Source organism: Pseudomonas sp. SZ57, assembly GCF_009495975.1.
Classification (GTDB): Bacteria; Pseudomonadota; Gammaproteobacteria; order Pseudomonadales; family Pseudomonadaceae; genus Aquipseudomonas; species Aquipseudomonas syringae.
In genome coordinates this window covers 69,406-89,309 of record NZ_WIBD01000026.1, presented here as the reverse complement: position 1 = coordinate 89,309, position 19,904 = coordinate 69,406, and the positions used below count along the sequence as shown (strand labels likewise).

19 protein-coding genes are annotated in these 19,904 nt (G+C 58.9%); 13 read left to right on the top strand and 6 right to left on the bottom strand.

Annotated features, from left to right (window positions below; all coding sequences use genetic code 11):
* Positions 1-58: 58 nt before the first annotated feature.
* Complete coding sequence (locus GE543_RS27180) at positions 59-892, bottom strand: cellulase family glycosylhydrolase (RefSeq protein ID WP_178118654.1); 834 nt, start codon at positions 890-892, stop codon at positions 59-61.
* Positions 893-1,447: 555 nt separating this feature from the next.
* Positions 1,448-3,556, bottom strand: coding sequence for an NUDIX hydrolase (locus GE543_RS21725; RefSeq protein WP_178118653.1), 2,109 nt, complete (start codon positions 3,554-3,556; stop codon positions 1,448-1,450).
* 705 nt (positions 3,557-4,261) lie between these two features.
* On the opposite strand from GE543_RS21725, the gene GE543_RS21720 reads away from it, so the two are divergent.
* The 9 genes from GE543_RS21720 (at position 4,262) to GE543_RS21680 (ending at position 12,495) form a co-directional block, all read left to right on the top strand.
* Positions 4,262-5,275: a LacI family DNA-binding transcriptional regulator gene (locus tag GE543_RS21720; RefSeq protein WP_004409894.1), complete on the top strand. Its 1,014-nt coding sequence runs from the start codon at positions 4,262-4,264 to the stop codon at positions 5,273-5,275.
* Positions 5,276-5,533: 258 nt separating this feature from the next.
* Positions 5,534-6,478 carry a substrate-binding domain-containing protein gene (locus GE543_RS21715; protein ID WP_116817766.1) on the top strand — a complete coding sequence of 315 codons (945 nt, stop codon included), beginning with the start codon at positions 5,534-5,536 and terminating at the stop codon, positions 6,476-6,478.
* Between the two features lie 10 nt (positions 6,479-6,488).
* Positions 6,489-7,265 carry an ATP-binding cassette domain-containing protein gene (locus tag GE543_RS21710; protein ID WP_153222344.1) on the top strand — a complete coding sequence of 259 codons (777 nt, stop codon included), beginning with the start codon at positions 6,489-6,491 and terminating at the stop codon, positions 7,263-7,265.
* Between the two features lie 14 nt (positions 7,266-7,279).
* Positions 7,280-8,299: an ABC transporter permease gene (locus tag GE543_RS21705; RefSeq protein ID WP_153222343.1), complete on the top strand. Its 1,020-nt coding sequence runs from the start codon at positions 7,280-7,282 to the stop codon at positions 8,297-8,299.
* Positions 8,296-9,411, top strand: a complete 1,116-nt coding sequence (locus GE543_RS21700) for a phosphotriesterase (RefSeq protein ID WP_153222342.1) — start codon at positions 8,296-8,298, stop codon at positions 9,409-9,411. The genes GE543_RS21705 and GE543_RS21700 overlap by 4 nt, the downstream gene beginning before the upstream one ends.
* Positions 9,408-10,163, top strand: a complete 756-nt coding sequence (locus GE543_RS21695) for a glutamine amidotransferase (protein ID WP_004415059.1) — start codon at positions 9,408-9,410, stop codon at positions 10,161-10,163. The genes GE543_RS21700 and GE543_RS21695 overlap by 4 nt, the downstream gene beginning before the upstream one ends.
* A 12-nt stretch (positions 10,164-10,175) precedes the next feature.
* The gene (locus tag GE543_RS21690; protein WP_153222341.1) at positions 10,176-11,318 is read left to right on the top strand and encodes a M20 family metallopeptidase; all 1,143 of its coding nucleotides are present in this window, start codon (positions 10,176-10,178) and stop codon (positions 11,316-11,318) included.
* Between the two features lie 191 nt (positions 11,319-11,509).
* Complete coding sequence (locus GE543_RS21685) at positions 11,510-12,037, top strand: hypothetical protein (protein WP_256664792.1); 528 nt, start codon at positions 11,510-11,512, stop codon at positions 12,035-12,037.
* A gap of 14 nt (positions 12,038-12,051) precedes the next feature.
* A complete protein-coding gene (locus GE543_RS21680; RefSeq protein ID WP_017278666.1) occupies positions 12,052-12,495 on the top strand; it encodes a DUF421 domain-containing protein in 444 nt (147 codons plus the stop codon).
* 10 nt (positions 12,496-12,505) lie between these two features.
* On the opposite strand, the gene GE543_RS21675 is transcribed toward GE543_RS21680, so the two are convergent.
* The 3 genes from GE543_RS21675 to GE543_RS21665 form a co-directional block, all read right to left on the bottom strand.
* Positions 12,506-13,177, bottom strand: a complete 672-nt coding sequence (locus GE543_RS21675) for a haloacid dehalogenase type II (RefSeq protein WP_153222340.1) — start codon at positions 13,175-13,177, stop codon at positions 12,506-12,508.
* A 104-nt stretch (positions 13,178-13,281) separates the two neighbouring features.
* Positions 13,282-13,437: a hypothetical protein gene (locus GE543_RS21670; RefSeq protein ID WP_003317799.1), complete on the bottom strand. Its 156-nt coding sequence runs from the start codon at positions 13,435-13,437 to the stop codon at positions 13,282-13,284.
* Between the two features lie 157 nt (positions 13,438-13,594).
* Positions 13,595-14,515 carry a LysR family transcriptional regulator gene (locus tag GE543_RS21665; protein ID WP_153222339.1) on the bottom strand — a complete coding sequence of 307 codons (921 nt, stop codon included), beginning with the start codon at positions 14,513-14,515 and terminating at the stop codon, positions 13,595-13,597.
* 133 nt (positions 14,516-14,648) lie between these two features.
* On the opposite strand from GE543_RS21665, the gene GE543_RS21660 reads away from it, so the two are divergent.
* From GE543_RS21660 to GE543_RS21650, 3 genes are read left to right on the top strand one after another with little or no spacing between them, the layout of a single operon-like run.
* A complete protein-coding gene (locus GE543_RS21660) occupies positions 14,649-15,143 on the top strand; it encodes a DUF1440 domain-containing protein (RefSeq protein WP_032697878.1) in 495 nt (164 codons plus the stop codon).
* 56 nt (positions 15,144-15,199) lie between these two features.
* Positions 15,200-15,769: a hypothetical protein gene (locus GE543_RS21655; protein ID WP_153222338.1), complete on the top strand. Its 570-nt coding sequence runs from the start codon at positions 15,200-15,202 to the stop codon at positions 15,767-15,769.
* A gap of 20 nt (positions 15,770-15,789) precedes the next feature.
* On the top strand, positions 15,790-16,806 hold the full coding sequence (locus GE543_RS21650; protein ID WP_153222337.1) for an SMP-30/gluconolactonase/LRE family protein: 1,017 nt from the start codon (positions 15,790-15,792) through the stop codon (positions 16,804-16,806).
* Between the two features lie 77 nt (positions 16,807-16,883).
* On the opposite strand, the gene GE543_RS21645 is transcribed toward GE543_RS21650, so the two are convergent.
* Positions 16,884-18,461 carry a carbohydrate porin gene (locus GE543_RS21645; protein WP_153222336.1) on the bottom strand — a complete coding sequence of 526 codons (1,578 nt, stop codon included), beginning with the start codon at positions 18,459-18,461 and terminating at the stop codon, positions 16,884-16,886.
* Between the two features lie 167 nt (positions 18,462-18,628).
* Here GE543_RS21645 and GE543_RS21640 point away from each other — a divergent pair, with 167 nt between their 5' ends.
* Positions 18,629-19,903, top strand: a complete 1,275-nt coding sequence (locus tag GE543_RS21640) for an ABC transporter substrate-binding protein (RefSeq protein WP_004409861.1) — start codon at positions 18,629-18,631, stop codon at positions 19,901-19,903.
* Position 19,904 lies beyond the last annotated feature (1 nt).

Below are 19,904 nucleotides of genomic sequence, written 5' to 3'. Positions count from 1 at the left end.
CTCACAGATAGCTGCCCGCTGAGTGGTCAACAGGCAAATCAAGTTCCATGAAACAGGATCAGGAAAACTGATCGCCTTTCGAGAAACCGACATCGTGTTTGATCTTGCCGTTCTCGAACTGGTCCATCCATGGCAGCACATCGGCGCCGGCCGCTTTCAAGGCGCCCATGTTGTCCTTCACGGCCTGGTTGGCGCCGTCGCGCTGTTCGAAGTTACCGCCTCCGGTCCAGTTGGCGTTACCGACTTCACCGATTTGCGGCTTGAAGCCCGCGCTCGTAAGCGCCTTGATCTCCGATGACAAACGCGAGGAGGCATCGGCACCGCTGGCGTACTCATGGATGCTGCCAATCAGGCCAGGGTTGTTGCTGCCGTTGGCGGCTTTCAACTGATCAGCGTATTTGACCAGTCCGCTTTCCCCGCCGGCTGTCAGACCACCACCCCAATTGCTGTCCTCCACCACGATGTCGCCTTTGTAACCTGCGTCGCGGGCTGACTTGATCAACGTGCTCTGCATATCGGCCCAACCTTGAGTGGCACTCTTGCCGCCCTCATTGAACGTATCGAGTACAAAACTCGGATGGTTTCCAAGGGCAGACACCACGTTTTTGACATCGTCGGCGGCTTGTTTGAGCTTGTCGCCGGACAAGACGTTGCCCCCACCGCCATTGGCGTTGTCACGAAACGTAAACTGAATCCTGACCCCTTGTTTGTCGCCGGCATCGATCATCGCCTTGAGTTTGGCCATTTGCGCCGGGTCATTGATCTGGTCATGGGTCATCTGGATGCGAAGTGTTTCCCCTCCGGCATTTTTCACGTCTTCGACCATTTTTTGCGCTGCCTCAGGAGACGCAATCCGGTCAGGAACCGTATTCGCGCCGCCATGAGAACCCAAGCCAGTGTTATTGAACGGTTGGGCTTGATTTGGCTGCTCAGACAGTCCTGAGTCTGGCGTCGAACTGGCAGCACCGCCGGGAGAAGCAGAAGCCCGACCTGGACCGGCCGAAGCAGGGGACGGGTTCTCGGAAGGGTTATTTGCAGAAGAGTTACTTGCGAAAGAATCACCGAGCAAGCGTTTCAGCAGCGCCTGAATCAGCGTCGTCAACGCCTCGATCAAGTCACTTTGATCGCCCCCTCCTGCTTGTCCATTCCCGGTGGTGGCGGTTGTCGGCGCGCCATTCCCCCAACTCACCGTGTTCGGCGAGCGCTGGGTACTTTCCGGAGGAAGAAAGTGCACGGCATTGCTCGACGATTTACCTGAATAGTCCGGACTCGGAGCCTGGTCGCCCGGTGAGACAGGCGACCACCCCGGGCTGTTGTTGCTTACAGAGGTATTCATGCTCATTTCATTACTCCTTTTTTGTGGAGGTAACGCGTTTGGGTGAACGGGGTTTTGTGCAGGGTTTCAGAAATCCTCTTTATCGTCTTTCCGCGTTCAAGCAGATGAAATTCATTTGAAAGGGCCCTTTAGATAAGCCTGTTCTGCGTCCCGCAAGATGGCAATATCCAGGGCGTTGGGTAGCAGTCTTTTGGCCTCGGTAATGTTTGCCAGCTTGACGCTTTGAGATTCAAAGCCCATGTCGGACGGTGTGCCATCTATGCGTTTGGCAAGGTAATAACGAGTACGGGATGTCGTTCGGTCGTAGTCACCGATAAAGCCGTGGAATTCCACCAGAAGCCCCGTCTCTTCGTAGACTTCCTTGAGTGCATTGGTCCTCAAGTTCAGACCGGCTTCCTGCTTTCCCTTGGGAAAAGCATGCGTTGCGCCGAACGGGTGATTGGTCGGCTCGGTGATCCATACCCTGCCGTCGGGCTCAAAAATGATCGCTCCACTGGCGGGAGCAAGGTGCGGAGAACGCTTAAATTCCGGCTCTGTGAAGTTGACCGCCCGGGTTGTAAATCGGCGCCAGCCATCCATCGTGTTCGGGGGTGTAAATGATCTGAACGGCAGGTTGTTCATGCTGCCACGGACAGCGCTGTGGGGTACAAAAACGGCTGTTGCGTATCGATCACGCCACGTATCCAAAGCGCTGGGTGACGTGGGTTTTTTAACAGTGACAACATCGCCGCGCTCGTTCTTTTGGCGATGAATATAAGGAAGCGTCTGCTTCATATCGACCAGCCACTTCTTTCGACTGATCAGTCTCTTGCCGAGCTCAATGCGTTCGCTGTGATTGCCAGGTCCGTGTTCTGCGCACAGTGCGGCAATACGCGCGTCCGGTATTTTTTCTATCGCTGCAATACCCTCGCGGATGTCATTACGCTCGATTTTCCGGAAGGCACGACTGGACGAATTGTCTTCACGAGACAGCATCGTGACCAGCTCCATGGGCGTGGTACCGAACTGATGACCCTTGTGCTCCCCTTGGGCGCGGAAGACCAGCGCACCGCCAAGGTCGATGCGCACAGGTTTGTTACGGTGATTGAAGATGACATTGTCCCCCGTCAGACCGATGACATCCCAGTTCGCCAGCCAGGCATCCACCGCGAAGCCGCACTTCAACTGGCTATTTTTTGCCAGCGTATCGAGCTCTTTGGGGTTCCCTACTATCAGTTTTGAAATCAGTGCGGGCTTGCCTTTGCGGGACGCCAGTTCTATGTCAGGAACATCGATTCCTGCGGCACGGTACAGCCTGGAGGCAAGCACCTCGTTTCGAAGCCTATTGGCAGACGGGTTGGTTTTTACATACCACTTAACGCCATTGGGCGCTTGAAACAATCCACCTGGATTAGAGCCCTTGGCGCCAGAGAGTTGTTTCCATTTGTCAGTCTCGACGAGGGCGAATTCACTTCCCCTCTTGGACCGCCCTAAAACCGTCATGTCGACGACAATGAACTCACCGCTCCGGCGAGCCTGCGTAATTTCGTACCGGTTGGTGATATCCAGAATGACTTCATGTTCACTCTTGCTGGCCACCGATAACGGCAACCGGCTCTCACTGAGTGTCACACCCTTTGCACCACTGTGGTTGAGCGCGGGAACGGCAGGCATCGCTTTCAATACAAAAAGAACCGGTGTTTCTTTTTTCCTGTTCGCGTTCACCAGCGCAAAGCCTTGCGAAACGGCTGACACTGTCGAGGCGCTGGCCACCCCAGTCGCGGTGTAAACGCCTTTGACCACGCGCAGGCCGTGAATAAGACCATGGGCTATTTCGCGACTGCGGTAACCCTTGGAGGTATTCAGCAACAGCGACGCCGCCTCATCATCCAGAGATATCCCCCGATAAAGCACCTTAGGGTGATCCGACTTGGCCAACTCAATGGAATAGCGCGGTATGGAGGCCCTCAGGTCCGCAAATTCCTCCTCGGTTGTTTCAGAGGCCGTGTACTTCTGCAGCAGTCGCATGAACTCTTTGCCGTCTATCGAATCCAGTACGCTGTCCTGCCGACCCGCCAAACGACACTCTTCGGCAGTATTGAATTCCTCCACTGGAACTCCCTTGCCTCGCCCTCGCGAAACAAAGTTGGGCACTTTATTACTGGCAGGCCCCAGTGCCGAGGTACTTTGAGCATTTGAAAACCCAAGGTGACTGAAGTTGTGTTTTACGGGATTTATCATTAAGCCCTCCTGAACGTTCGTCTTGCGGCACGCGATGAACATTCGTCCCTGGACTTACAGGCATCAGGACTGTTATCAGACTCGAACGCCATCAGCCGATACTCACAAGGCAAATAGCCACTTTTCGGGTTGATCCAATCATGGATAACGCCTGCTGATAATGAAGAGACCCGAGAAAGCAGCCAGTTGCTATCACCGAGAGAATATTGAAAATAAGCAGCGCTTATAATTGGCTGAATGGCATTCATCGCAAACACTCATCGCCCGCATTTATTGGAAAATTGAGTAACTGAGTGTCGCAGTGTGCTATGCGGTTCCATTAAGCACACAAGAGGGGCTTCTTTAATGAAGAACTATCACTGTAAGTGATCACATTCGTGGCGAATGTCTTAAAGCCAATGCAAGGAATACCTGGGCTACTTGCGTGACCGTAGTGTGTGAAGTGATCAGACATAAGTCATACGACAACATATAAATAATGAGCCATATTTAGTTACGTACCAACAGCTCAAGACGGCAAATATTCGCTCCAGCAGAGCGTGTCGCAAACGTGCAAAAAGTCAACGGTAGCTGGCCGACCAACGCCCCACATGGATTTTTTCGACGCAACCCGCAGAGAAAATCGTCGGGCTGTTCGGGCACGCATGAGAAGATACCGGTACATCACTTCAATGCTTCGTTTTTCAGGCATCAAAGCCGACCGCCATGACCAGACCCGTAACGCTCAAGGATGTTGCCAACCATGCAGGTCTTTCCAAGGCTGCGGTGTCGCGCTATCTGAACCGAAGCATCAGCCTGCCGCCGGAAACCGCGAAACGTATCGACACGGCGATCAAGGCGCTGGACTACCGGGGCAACAGTTTGGCCCGGCGCCTGAGCAAAGGCGGCAGTGAAACCATCGGTCTGGTGCTGCCGGACATCGCCAACCCGTTTTTTGCCGAGCTGGCAGACGCGGCCGAGGAAGAGGCGTCCGCACATGGTTACAACCTGGTGCTGTGTGTCACCCGCAACCTGCTTGAGCGCGAAAGCACGTTTGTGCGTTGGCTGGATTCACGTAACGTCGATGGCTTGCTACTGGTCAGCAACCGCCCCGATGACGGCACGCTGGCCAGCCAGCTGATGAGCTACCGCAATATCATTCTGCTCGACGAAGATGTTCCCGGCACGTCGCAGCCCAAAGTCTTCGCCGACAACCATCAGGGCGGTCGCCTGGCAACGGACTATCTGATCCGCCATGGCCATCGACGCATCGCTCATGTGTCCGGGCCGTCGGCCTTGATGAGTGCCCGCGAACGTTATGCAGGCTACCGGGAGGCGCTGGCGCTCGCGGGCATCGCAGAGGTGCCGGAATACCAGTGCTTCGGGGATTACAGCCGTGAGTTCGGGCGTATCGCAACCGCTCAGCTACTCGCCCTGCCCCATCCTCCGGAGGCGATTTTCGCCGCCAGTGACTTCATCGCTCTGGGCGTGCTCGATGTCTTGCGTGAGCGCAACATCAGCGTGCCCGGTGCCATGTCGCTGGTGGGTTTCGACGACGCCGTGTACGCCAGCCTGCTGACCCCGCCGCTGTGTACCATCCGCCAATCCTCCAGAGAGCTTGGCCGTCTCGGGGTAGCGCAACTGCTGCAGCGAATGACGGGCGGCGACTGTGCGCAGGACGTCGTGCGCGTACCCGTAGAGCTGGTCTGCCGGGGCACGGTAGCAACGCGCAGTGACTGATTGCGGGGCAACCAGTAACACCCGGCATTAAATCAGTGCACTGCCGTTTGCCTTCTGAAAAGCCGATGATTGCGGAAAACTGTGGCGCATCAAGGATGTACGGTCACTGGCAGGCGTCACGAAAAAAATGGCACACAATCTGCTTTCTCCAGTTCTTAAACCTGAAGACAAAGCTCATTTGTCTTTTTTTTGAGACGACTGGTAAACCGGTTTACCGATCTGATCTGCCACACCGGCAATCAGGCTAGGAGGATGGCAATGCTGCGTTTGAGCAAGCGTTTCACCCTGACCCTCGGCGTTGTTTTGGCCTTGGCGTTGTCACCCATCATTCAGGCCCAGACCGGCAAACGTCTGGCTCTGGTACAGGTCAACCAACAGGCGCTGTATTTCACCCAGATTACCCAAGGCGCACAGGCTGCGGCGAAAGCTGCCGGCGCAGAGCTGGTGGTGTTCAACGCCAATGACAATCCGTCAGCCCAGAACGACGCCATCGAGGCCTATATCCAGGACAAGGTCGACGCGATTCTGGTCTGCGCCATCGACGTCAACGGTATCAAGCCGGCAGTCACCGCAGCCGCGCAGGCGGGAATCCCGGTGGTGGCAATCGACGCTGTGATCAATGGCGACAATGCCGTGCAGGTCGGCGTGGATAACCGCGAGGCAGCCCGACAGATCGGCCAGTACACCGGCGAATACATCAACCGCGAACTGGCGGGCAAGGCCAGCATCGGCGTGGTCGGAGCCCTCGGCTCTTATGTGCAGAATCTGCGTCTGGACGGTTTCCGCGAGGGTCTGGCGAAGACCGCCAGCCAGGCGAAGATCGTCAATACCGTCGACGGTAACAATGTGCAGGACACCGCCCAGGCTGCGGCGGAAAACCTGCTGACCGCCAACCCTGATCTGCAGATCATTTATGCCACTGGCGAACCCGCCCTGATTGGCTCGGTTGCCGCGAGCATGTCGCAAGGTGCGGGCGAGCGGGTCAGGATTTTCGGGTGGGACCTGTCCTCTCAGGCAGTGCAGGGTCTGGATGACGGCTCTGTCGCGGTGGTGGTGCAACAGAATACCCAGGCCATGGGCAAGACGGCGGTGGAGTCGGCACTGGCGCTGTTGTCCGGAAAGACCGTGGCGCGCGAACAGAGTATTCCCGTCACGCTGGTGACCAAAGCCAACCTGGCAGCGTATCGCGCCGAATTCAAATAAGGGGCTCAGCATGCAGACGCCTGGCGAAGTGCCTCGGGTACAGATGAGTGCCATCACCAAACACTACGGCTCGATAGCCTCGTTACGCGGTGTCGATCTGCTGTTGCAGCCCGGTGAAGTGCTGGGGCTGGTGGGCGACAATGGCGCAGGCAAATCCACGCTGACCAAGATTCTGTCAGGTGCGGAGTTACCGACCAGCGGACGAATCGCCATCGATGGCGAGGAAGTCAGTTTCAGCGGCCCGGCAGATGCGCAGCGCTGCAATATCCAGATGGTGTATCAGGACCTGTCGCTGTGTGACACCGTCGATGTGGCCGGAAACCTCTTCATGGGCCGCGAACCGATGCGTCGCGTGCTCGGCGTGCCGTTGCTCGATGAGACGCGCATGCACCACGAAGCACGGCAGATTCTTGAAGCATTGGGCATCACCATTCCCGATACCCGCGCGCAGGTACGACACCTTTCCGGTGGCCAGCGCCAGGCCGTTGCGATTGCCCGTGCGGCCGCCTTCGGCCCTAAGGTTCTGATCATGGACGAGCCCACCGCGGCCCTCGCGGTAGCCGAAGTCGAAGCGGTGCTGGAGTTGATTCGTACCATCAGCCGCCAGGGCGTCAGCGTGATTCTGATCACCCACAGGTTGCAGGACCTGTTTCTGGTCTGCGACCGCCTCATGGTGATGTATGACGGCGCCAATCTGGCCGAGCGAAGGATCGCCGACACCGACCTCAACGAGGTCGTCGAACTCATCGTCGGGCATAAATTCACTGCCCGCTCCGCTAGCGCCTGAAAGGATATGACGCCATGAAAACGCTCGATCTCACGCGCCAACGCATTCTGCCTCAGTCGCTGTTCAAGCGCGTGCTGCACGATTTTCCCGGCGTGGTCAGCATCGGCCTGTTTTTCGCCCTGTGCTTTGTGCTATTCGCGCTGGTGACCGATAACTTTTTAAGCGGCGCCAACCTGCTCAACGTTATCCGGCAAAACGCGCCGTTATTGATTGTCGCGGTGGCGATGACGCTGGTGGTCACCACCGGCGGCATTGACCTGTCCGTTGGCTCCACCCTGGCGCTGGTCGGTGCGCTGGCGGCCATGGCGCTCAATGCCTGGCACCTGCCCTGGCCGCTGGTTCTGCTCGGCGGGCTTGCCGTCGGCGCGATGATCGGGGCGCTGAACGGCTACTTCATCGCCTACGCGGGCATCCCGGCCTTTATCGTCACCCTGGCCACCCTGACCATTATTCGTGGCCTGGCGATGCTGCTGACGCAAGGCTATTCGATCCCCGTTCCACGCGAGGAAGCAGCGTTTCTGGCCTTGGGTCGCGGCTGGTTTCTCGGCGTGCCGCTGACCGCCTGGCTGGCCTTGCTGGTCACACTGGGCGGGGTGCTGGTGCTCGGCAAAATGCGCTTTGGCCGCTACCTCACGGGTATCGGTGCCAACGCTGAAAGCGTGCGCCGCGCCGGGGTGAATCATCGCGGTGTGCTGCTGCGGGTCTACATGCTCAGTGGCATGGCGGCCGCCCTGGCCGGCATGATCGTCACGGCCAGGCTGGGCAGTGGCTCCTCGAATCAGGGCGAAGGTTTCGAACTGGAAGTGATTGCCGCCGTGGTCCTCGGCAGCACCAGCCTGTTCGGTGGCTTCGGCACGATTGTCGGCACACTGTTAGGGGTGCTCACCATGGCTGCAATCAAGAACGGGCTGATTCTGGCACACGTCTCACCGTTCTACACGCAAATCGCCACGGGCCTGATCGTACTGCTGGCGATCTGGCTGAACACGCGCATTCTACGTACCGGCCGCCCACTCGGGAGGGCTGGAGCATGAGCCTGTTTCGTCATCCATCACCCCTGCCCATCGGGGTCGACAGCGGCCATGCCATGACGGTGCTGGGGCCAGTGCCGGTCGAGCGTCTTGGCGTCACCCTGATGCACGAACACATTCTGCTCGACGCTTCGGGCAAATGGGTCGCACCCAGTTGCTGCGGCGAGCGACACTTGGCCGAGCGCCCAGTGAGCATCGAACTGCTCGGCGAGCTGCACATGAACCCGCTGGTCAGCAGGGACAACTGTCAGCTGTTCGATGTCGACCTGGCCTGTGAAGAACTGCTGAAGTACCGGGCGCTGGGCGGAGAAACGGTGGTCGATCCGACCAATCTGGGCATCGGCCGCGACCCGCAGGCCTTGCAGCGGATTTCCCGTATGACCGGCCTGAATATCATCATGGGTGCCGGTTTCTATCTGGAACCCTCGCACCCGCATTACGTGCACGAACGCTCGGTGGAACAACTGGCGGAGCAGATCATTCATGACGTGGGCGGTGGTGAAGAGAAGCCCGAGGTGATTGCCGGCCTGATCGGCGAGATAGGCGTTTCCGCCGCGTTCACGGCTGACGAAGAGAAATCACTGCGCGCCGCAGCCCGTGCAAGTGCCGCGACCGGCGTGCCGCTCTCGGTGCATCTGCCCGGCTGGGAACGCCTCGGCCACCGGGTACTGGACATCGTTGAGGCAGAAGGCGCCGACCTGCGCCATACGGTGCTGTGCCACATGAACCCGAGCCACAGCGACCCTGCGTATCAGCATGCGCTGGCGGCACGCGGCGCGTTTCTGGAATACGACATGATCGGCATGGGTTACTACTTCGCCGACGAGCACGCACAGTCGCCCAGCGATGAAGAAAACGCGCGGGCCATCGTCGCCCTGATCGAGCACGGTTTCGGCTCGCAAGTGCTGTTGTCTCAGGACGTCTTTCTGAAAACCATGCTGACCCGTTACGGCGGTCATGGTTATGGCTACCTGCTGAAACACTTTGTCCCGCGCCTGCGCCGTCATGGCGTTACCGGTGAACAACTCGAAAACCTTTTGATCGACAACCCGCGCCGGGTCTTCCAGCGCGGCTTCCAGGCTACTTTTTCATCGCAGAGGAATGCAACGTCATGAAACAGTCCGTATTGCTGGCTGGCGAATCATGGGTCAGCACGTCAACCCACATCAAAGGCTTCGATCAGTTCGACAGCGTCACTGCGCACAATGGCGCTCGGCGCTTGCTCGCGGCGATGGCAGACAGCGATTATCAGATCACGCAGATGTGCGCCGATCAGGCCCAGACCGACTTTCCGGCCACGGTTGAAGCACTCAGTCAGTATCAGGCGGTGATCCTCTCCGACATCGGTGCCAATACCCTGCTGCTGCACCCGGACACCTGGCTGCGTGGCAAGCGTACGCCCAACCGGCTCAAAGCCCTTCGCGAATACGTTTTGCAGGGCGGCGCATTGATGATGGTCGGCGGCTACTTCAGCTTTCAAGGCATCAACGGCGGCGCACGCTACCGTGGAACGCCTGTCGAGGAAGTCTTGCCCGTGCGCTGCCTGCCTTACGACGATCGTGTCGAAGTGCCGGAAGGCTTTCTGCCGCAGATCAACAGTGGTCACCCGATACTGCAAGGCCTGGGCGGCGAATGGCCGTACCTGCTTGGCTACAACGAAGTTGAATTGCATCCCGAAGCTCAATTGCTGGCCACCGTCGAAGGCTCTCAGCACCCGCTGCTCGCCGCGCGTGAGGTCGGTGCCGGACGCACTCTGGCGTGGACCAGCGACCTTTCCGAACACTGGCTGCCAGAAGCGTTTCTCGACTGGGAAGGCTATCGCCGCTTCTGGATCAACAGCCTCGACTGGCTGACTCGCCGCACCTGACCGGAGGCTCCGATGCTTGATGACCCGATAGCCCTGACCCGAGCCCTGCTGGCGTTCCAGACCCTCAACCCGCCGGGCGATGAAGAAGCGTGTGCGGCTTTTCTTGCCGAACAGCTGACCCGCCACGGGTTTGTCTGCGAGCTGCAGCGTTTCGGTGAGCGCCGTTTCAATCTGGTCGCCTGGCTTGAGGGCGACGGACACGGCAAACCGCTGGGGTTCACCGGCCACCTGGATACCGTACCGCTCGGCAATGCCACCTGGAGTCACTCGCCGTTTGCCGGTGAGATCGTCGACGGCCGGCTGTACGGGCGAGGGTCCAGCGACATGAAAGCGGGCATTGCCGCCTTCATCGTGGCCTGCCAGCGCAGCCGTGATTCCATTCGGCGCGGGCCCGGCGTTCGTCTGATACTCACCGGCGGAGAGGAAACCGGCTGTGACGGCGCCAAGGCCTTGTGCAGTGACGCGCCCCATTTGCTGGGCGAACTGGGAGCACTGCTGATCGGAGAGCCGACGGCCAACTACCCGATACTCGGACACAAAGGCGCGTTATGGCTGCGCTGCGCCAGCCATGGCCTGACGGCCCACGGTGCCATGCCGGAAGAAGGCGTGAACGCTATCTATCTGGCCGCCGAACACATTGGCCGCGCGCGGACCTTTGAAGTAGGCCCTGCGCATCCGCTCATGCGCAAGCCGACGCTGAACGTCGGCACTATCAGCGGCGGCCTGAACATTAACTCGGTGCCGGACTACGCAGCGTTCACCCTGGACCTGCGCACTGCACCGAATCTGGACCACGACGAGATTCGCGGACGACTGGCGGCCCATCTGGGCAGCCGCGCGGAGCTGAGCACCCTGATTGATCTGCCTGGTATTTGTGCCAGCCCCGACGAGCCGTGGGTGCAACAGGTTTTTGCACGCTGTCAGGCCTTGCATGACGCCCCTCTGGAGGAAAAGGCGGTGCCCTACTTTACCGATGCCGCGGTGCTGCTCCCCGCAATAGGCTATCCGCCCACCCTTATTCTCGGCCCGGGAGAGCCCAGCATGGCGCACAAGGTCGATGAGTATTGTGAAGTCGACAAACTCCACCAATGCGTCGAGCTGTATGCCGGATTGATCGAAGACTGGACAGCCATGCACGCGCCGCTGAACGACTGACGCAGACTCTTACAACCCTTCATAGCCCTCCTCGTCGGCATTCGCTCCGCTCACATTCAAACCGGCTGCGCAAGGCGGCCACTCACCTGGAACGTGCATAGCCATGGCAAGGATGTAAACCGTTCTGGACAGCGGACGGGGTGAACGCGTAATAAGGTGCCTACAAAATTTCCCTAATGGACAGCACGTTAATGGCACTACGCGGTGATGAGGCGGACGACCATGAGTTCCGCAGCCGGTCATATCCCGTCGAGGAAGATATGGCGCAGCAGCGTCGAGTCTGGCGCTTTGAGCGCATCGGTTGGGCTGGCCTGATTGTGCTGATAGTGCTGACACTCGCCGGCTTGTTCTCCAAAGGGCCATTGAGCCAGGTCGAGCCTCGAACGGCAGACGGCAAACTGCAGGTGAGCTACGAGCGTTTCAGCCGCAACGGCAGTCAGGACGATATGATTGTCACGTCCAAAGGCGCCCCCTCCGAAATGCGTTATCTGGTCGTCGGCAGTGGGCTGCTCGAAGGCGTGTCGATCGAGAAACTTAATCCCCAGCCTGCGCCCCTTCACAGCGAAGGCCGTGATCTGATCATTCCGATGCAGGCCGACAAGGACGGTCTGGCCACCTTGTACCTGACTGTTCGCAGTAACGGGGTGGGACTGTACCGAGGGCAAATGCATATGCTGGGTGGCGAAACGCTGCCGATGCCCAGGTTTATCTACCCGTAGAGAGAAAGCGATTTATGGATGCAGTGCTCAGAGCAGCAGCGATTTATTTTGTCTTGATGGTCTTGTTTCGTGTTGCCGGACGCCGCTCCCTTACCGACCTCACCACCTTCGATTTCGTCCTGTTGCTGATCATTGGCGAGGCCACTCAGCAAGCGCTGCTGGGCGATGATTTTTCGGTGACTAACGCGATACTGATCATCTCCACCCTTATCGCCATAGACGTCGGTTTTTCCCTGGCCAAACGTCGATCGAAGCGGCTGGCCAAATTTCTGGATGGCGGCCCTACGATCATCGTGGAAGACGGCAAGCCACTGACCAAACGAATGAGAGAGGCGCGCATCAGTGAATCCGATGTGATGGAGGCAGCACGAACCACGCAGGGGATCGTGGAGATGAAGGACATCAGGTACGCGATCATTGAAAGGAACGGCGAGATATCGGTCATACCGTTCAAGTGAGGAATCAGCGCTAAAGCTTACCTGCGCAGAGTTTAATGGCGACATCCTGAACATCTTTACCGATCAAGTCAGGCTGGGTGCCGATCGGGTTGAGCACCTTTCCCGGACGCTCGACAAACGCGGTGCGACACCCGGCCTTGTCAGCCCCGGCGATATCCCAGGCGTGCGCAGCGACCATGATCATCTGATCGGTGGCGATGCCCAGGCGCTGTGCGACCATTTGGTAGGTTGCCGCGGCTGGCTTGAATTGACTGATTTCGCTGCCTGCCATGATGTGCTCGAAGCAGTCGGTCAACCCTGCAAATTCGAGCTGTTGCCGCAGCGCTTCCAGCGCGCCATTGCTCAGGGCAATGAGCACAAATCCGTTATCGTTCAATAACTGCAGTGCCTGATGAACGTCCTTGTGCGCAGGAAGAGACTTGATGCCAGCGGCCAGGGCCTGGCACTGATCGTCGCCCACTTCCACCTGATGCCGTGCGGCAACCATTCTCAAAGCGCCCTGCGCCAGATCACCAAACGCCTGGTACTGGCCGGTTATGGTGTTGGTCATCCAGCACTCTTGCAGCGTCAGAAACCATTCGGTGCGCAAGCGGCTGTCGCCGAACAGTCCCGCGAAGAAAGCGTCGAGCGCGGCCAGATCCAGCAGCGTCTCGTTTACGTCAAAAATGATGTGTTTGAGCATGCTATGAGCCCCTGTTGCCTGCCTGAAGTGCTGACCTCGAAGGCGGCGCCCAGCGGATGCTGACATCCGCCAGCACCGCCAAAGGTCACGATCAGATCACTGGCTTACGCCTGCTCTTCCTGCTCGTCATCATCATGCTTGAGTGCCGGCTTCATACCTGGCTGAGGCGCGTGCTCGGCATTCGGCGCGATTTCTTCGCCGTGGTTCTTTTTCTCTTGCTGGACTTTTTTGTCGTGGGCAACGTTACGTGGATCAGTCATGGGAATTCCTTGATTGGCAGAGGATTCGAACACCCATCGACGTGATGCATGGGTTTGAGCGCCGGGGCAAGATTTGGAGTCAGGGCGTAGCAAGGCGTTCAGTGCATTTGAACCGGCATGCGAATAGCGGGTTTGGGCCTGAGCCCAGGCGACGGTGTCATGACTCGGCGGACGCCAGCTTGAACGCCGGCGACTGAACCAGCTCCATGATCACTTCTCGCAAGGACTGCGCACACGGAGACAGCTCGCGATACGCCAGCGCCAGCACATAGGCGACAGGTGTACCCGGGCCCGTCAGCTCACGACAGGCCAACCGCCCCGGCTGTCGTCGGGCATAGCGCTGCGGCATGAGCGCCACGCCCATTCCGCCAGCCACCAGCGCAGCCGTGGTCTGCATCTGGCGAGGCTGTTGCACGACTCGAGGGGTAAAGCCTGCACTCCCGCAGGCCAGCAGAATGTGCGAGTGCATGCCCGGGCCATGATGCGGGGCAAACAGAATCCAGGGTTGGTCTGCCAACGCCGCAAGACCGATGGATGTCTGCTCGGCCAAGGGATGATCCTGCGGCAGCACCGCAACCATGCGGTCCTCGAACAGCGGCTCGATCTGAATATTGCCGGGGTCGATGACCGGCAACACCAGAATGCCGACGTCCAGCCGGTCATTGCGCAGGCCTTCAAGCTGCTCGGGTGGGGTGGCCTCCTGCAGTTGAATATCGACGTTCGGGTTGGCTGCCTGATAGCGACGCAGCAGCGCCGGCAGCAAACCATCGACCACGCTGTCGACAAAGCCCAGGCGAATCGTGCCGATCGTGCCGGCCGCTGAGCGACGTGCCATTTCACAGGCCCGTTCGGCCTGCAGCAGCGTCTGCCGAGCCTCGGCCAGAAACACGACGCCCGCAGTGGTCAATTGCGTGGAGCGCGTACTGCGCAGCAACAACTGCACGCCCAGGCATTCTTCCAGACGACGAATCGCAACGCTCAGGGGCGGCTGTGACATGTTCAAGCGCTGCGCGGCCTTGCGAAAATTCAAGGTTTCAGCGACCACCACGTACTGACGCATCAATTTCAAATCAATCATCTGATATTTTTTTAGTATCAATGAGCTATCAAATTAGTATGTTACAAATAAATGAGCGTTGCACATACTTCATGGTTCAACGGCTAGGGGCGAGATCGCTCACAGCCTGGTCTATCGAAGAAGGGGCGCTGATTTGAACACGCGAGCGTACGGTGTCGCCGCACTGGCCGGCTTTGTTGGGGGCAATGTTTCCAGTTTCATCAAATGGGGCACGGAAATACCCTTCCCGCCTCGCACGCCGGACCGCCCGGTTCCGCCCGTGGAGATGCTTGACTCGCTGGGCATCAACGCTCAGCAGCTGACTTATGTGTATTCAGAGCACGTGGTGAATTACGGCAGTGCTCTGGTCCATCATGGCTTTTCCATCTTCTTCGCCATGTTCTATTGCCTGCTTGTACTCAGGTATCCGCGCGCCGCCCTGTGGCAGGGTCTGGGTTTCGGCCTGTTGATGACCCTGGGGTTTCACGGCGTCATCCTGCCGGCGTTCCATTGGGCACCGCCGCTGTGGGAGTTGCCTGCCTCGGAGTTGTTATCTGAAACGTTCGGGCACTTGCTGTGGATGTGGGTGATCGAAGTCATACGGCGGGATTTGCAGCAGCGCTGGCTGCCTCACACCCGACCGGCCTGAGCAGTACGCTGCCTTGCGACAGGCACATGGAATTTCCCTGTAAACGGAGTGACCCGATGAAATCTCTATACACCCTGGCTCTGGCCTGCGCCGCCTGCGCGGGCATGGCGAGTGCCAATGCCGACGTGCAATCGGTGCCGAAAGAGTCTACGCAAATGACTCAGAGTAATGGTCAACAGCAACCGCCTGTTTCATATGCCACGCTGTGGACTGACGAAAAAGGTGCCACGCATGTGGGCCACTGCCGCCTGGAAGGCCTGGAGTTCAAAAGCTATGCCCCGCCAGCCGCGCCGCAATGGGTTGGCGTCTCCCCTGACGATATTGAAAGCATCGCCTACGCGGTGCTGCCGGTGGGATACGTCGGCAACTGGCACCACGCGCCGGGGCCACAATGGGTCGTCACCCTGCAGGGGCAATGGTCGGTGGAGACCACCGATGGCAGTGTGCTGGTGCAAGGACCGGGAGAGATGCAGTTCAATGCCGACACCCGGTCCCGGCCGCGTCCGGATGACGAGCGTGTAGGCCACCTGACGCGCACCGTGGGTGATCAACCCAATGTTCAACTGATCATCAAACTTAAACCGGGTGCGGCTGACAAACGTACCAATGGCAGCTGTGCCTACTGATCGCCCACGGACCTGAACCTATGAAACCGACCCGTAAAAAACACTTTCTGCGCCCCTCCTCATGGTTATTGGGCGGTGCGCTCCTGGCCGCAGGTTCAGCAGGCGCAACCGACGCCGTCGCCCCTGTTCGGCAAGTGGTTATCGATCCGGCCTTCAACCAACTGGTTGCCCCCCAGGCTCGCGTCGAGCTGCTGACCGATCAGGCGAAGTGGGCAGAAGGCCCGCTGTGCCTGGCCGATGGTCGTTTGATCTGGAGTGACATCAAGGCCAACAAGGTCAGCAGCTGGCAGGCAAAGGATGGCGTGGCCACCTGGCTGGAAAAGGCCGACTTTCAAAATGGGCATACGCTCGACGGCCAGGGCCGTGTGGTGGCGGCCTCGCATGGCAAGCGCGGCATCGTGCGACAGGAGCCCAATGGTGAGTGGCATACGTTGGTCGACACCTACCAGGGCAAACGGCTGAACAGCCCGAACGATGTCGTGGCGGATAAAAGCGGCGCTCTCTGGTTTTCCGATCCCACCTTCGGGGTGCTGAGCAAAAGCGAGGGCTATGGCGGCAAGCCTGAGCAAGGCGGCGAGTTCATCTATCGCTACGTACCCGACACCGGGCAGATCACCCGTCTCGACACTCCCGAAGTCCACTCGCCCAACGGCCTGGCCTTCTCGCCGGATCAACAGCTGTTTTATGTGGCCGACTCACAAATGGCCCACGACTTCACCAACAAGAAGCTGGCACATCGCATCATGGTCTATCAGGTGCGCGACGGTCGCTTGATCAACGGCAAGGTGTTCGCTGACATCCAGCCCGGCATCCCTGACGGGATCAAAGTCGACGCGCTTGGCAACCTGTGGAGCAGCAGCAAGGAAGGTATTCAGGTGTTTTCCGCAGCAGGTAAGCCACTCGGCAAATTGCTGGTCTCGGCGGCCGATACCAGCAACCTGACGTTCTGCTCCAGTGAGCAGGCAAGCTGGGCGTACATTACCGCTGCCAACAAGGTGCTCAGGGTGCAGGTGATGAAGAGCGTAGCGGGTCAGTAGGACTGTCTTGTTGCCCGTTGGGTAGCAGTAGACAGATTCAAAGCCCGGCACATTGCGCCGGGCTTTGAATACCGTGCCTAGAACCAAGTCTCCATCTGAATGCCGAATTGCCATACACCTCCGGAGTTGAAATCACTTTTGCCGAAGTTGCCGGTCGTGCTGTAGCGGTCCAGGTCCGAAGACCAGTTCATGAGGCTTGCGAACACTCGCAGTTCGGGACGTGTGAGCAGGTCACCCATGTCCGGCTTGAAGGTCGGCGCAACCGTAAACTTCCAGAAGCTACCGTCAACCGCATTGCGTTGCAGGTAGCCTTTGGGGTCGAGGTCCATGGTTTGCCAACTCAGCTCGTAGGCCATCTCGAAGTTGCTGTTGATCTCGTTGGCCAGGCGCATGTTCAGCGTGAGCCAGCGGTAATCGTCGCCTTTGACATAGCGGTCTTTGCTCTGCTCGGCCAGCAGGCTCGGGCCGATGCGCCATCCCGGCGCGATAGGCGTCTCGCCATACATGGCCAGACGCAACGCGCGGGCGTCGTCGAGCAGTTCGCCATCCGAGCCAATGTCCTTGACCTGTGCACCCAGGCCCTGCCCATAAAGCAACGCGGTCTTGAAGAAGCCTTCGCGGCCGAAAAAGTCCTTCTGGTGATTGGCCAACATGGTGTGCAGGCCTGAGTCTGCGGGCGCAAAACCGGCTTGATTGGTGCGCGTACCGACGTCGTTTTTCTTTGCACCAATGGCGTTGAACATCCACTGCCACTGACCATTGTCGAAGAATTGGTTGGAAGTCAGGATGTAGCTTTCCACATCGGCATCGACGCCGCCCTCACTGAAATCTCCGTAGTTGCGTCCGATCAGGGAATAGTTCGAGCGCCAGTCCTTGGTCATCTGTACATCGTAAATACCGCCACCGGTCCCGGCCAGAAAGACCACGTCCGAGTCCAGCCAGTGGATATCGAAATTATCCCTGTCGAAGCGCTTGCCGGCCCACAGCGTGGCGTTCTCGAACACTGAATTACCCTTGAAGGCGGCGATGTGGTCGAGTTCGGTAAATACCTGACGCACGTTCAGGCTGCTTTCGGTGGCCGTCCAGTCGTTATAGCTCTCAACGCCATCGGCGATGGATACGGTGAACTTGGAACGCGTGCCGTTCTGCGCGTAGATCTCTTTCGACAGATCGAAGCGCATGTAGGTGTCGTCTTCGTTACCCAGGCGCCCGACCGCCCCACCGACCGAACCTGCGGGGGTTGTATAAGGTCCGCCGCGACCGCCGCCCAAACCGTCGTTGATCAACAGCCCGGAGCGAGCATAGCCCTTGAAGCTGAACCCGTCGGTGAGGTGTCCGACACCGCTTGGCTTCTCCATGCTTTGCTGGCGGGCTTCGAGTTTTGCCACGCGATCATCCAGAGCGGGCTGTGGACTGGTCGCCACCGTCGGCGCGGAAGTGGGCGCGGCAGGCTGCGCAGCGGGGGTGGCGAGTTTGAGTTGCTGAAGCTCACGGGCGAGCGCCTGGGTTTGCTGTTCGGCTGCGGCTGCACGTTTTTCCGCAGCGCTGGCACGTGCTTCGAATGCGGCCATCCGCTCTTCCAGCGTCGCGGCCTGAGCGACGCTTGTCGAGGCGCCGAGTACCCCTGCGAGTAGCCATCTTGATGCGTTCTGCATGTGGACTTCCTGTTTTGTTTTTATTGTTTTCGTGACGTTGGCCGAGCCTTTTCTCTTCAGCGAAAAATTGTGCAGACCGACGAAAAAAGGGTGCCACATCGAAAATACGCTGCTACATTGACGATGTTAACGTTAACTTTTATAAAAACAAAAATAAAGAGGGCTCTATGAAACAGCTGAAATCTCTTCTTCCCGCCGCGCTGCTCACCCTGTCTGCCGGGTTTCCTGCGCTGTCGAACGCAGCCGATCTGACGATCTCGTGCGGGGCCGTCGGCGCTGAATTGCAACTGTGCAAGGAGGCAGTCGATAGCTGGTCAAAACAGACCGGCAACAACGTTCAGGTGGTATCCACACCCAACTCTGCGACCGAGCGCCTGTCGTTCTACCAGCAGATCCTCAGTGCCCAGTCCACCGACATCGACATCATTCAAATCGACATGGTGTGGCCGGGGATGCTCGCCAAACACCTGACGGACCTGCGCGAACTGCTTCCGGCGACTGCGACACAAGGCTATTTCCAGGCCCAGGTGGACAACGCCACCGTCGACGGCCGGCTGGTGTCGATGCCCTGGTTTACCGATTCGGGGCTGCTGTACTACCGCAAGGATCTGCTCGACAAGTATCAACAGCCGGTCCCCCAGACCTGGGAGGACATGACCGCTACCGCCAAAAAAGTGCAAAAAGCCGAGCGCGATGCGGGGAACGCCACTATGTGGGGCTACGTGTTCCAAGGGCGCGCCTATGAAGGCCTGACGTGCAACGCCCTGGAATGGATCAGCAGCCAGCCGGACGGCGGACTGGTCAACCCGCGCGGAGACATCGTGGTCAACAGCCAGGCCTCACGAGTCGCGCTGACCCTGGCCAAAAGCTGGGTCGGCGACATCTCCCCGCCCGGCGTCCTCAATTACACCGAGGAAGAAGGCCGTGGCGTATTCCAGTCGGGCAATGCGCTGTTCATGCGCAACTGGCCTTATGTCTGGGCCTTGGTGCAAAGCAAGGACAGCGCGATAAAAGACAAGGTCGGCGTAGCGCCCCTGCCCAGTGGCGGCGCGAACGGCACCCACGCTTCAACGCTCGGAGGCTGGGGCCTGGCGGTTTCGCGCTACAGCCGCAACCCCAAGCTGGCGGCAGAACTGGTTGCCTACCTGACCAGCGCCCAACAGCAAAAACAGCGTGCTCTGGCAGGTGCCTACAACCCGGTCATCGAGTCCCTGTATGCCGACCCCGAGTTGCTCGCGGCGATGCCTTACTACCCCCAGTTGCACAGCATCCTCAGCAATGGGGTCATGCGCCCCGCCGCCATCACGGCCAACGGCTACCCACGCGTCTCCAACGCATTCTTCGATCGGGTGCATAGCGTGCTGGCGGGCGATATACCGGTCGATCAGGCACTGGTCGAACTGGAACGCGAACTGACCCGCATCAAACGCCGGAACTGGTAAG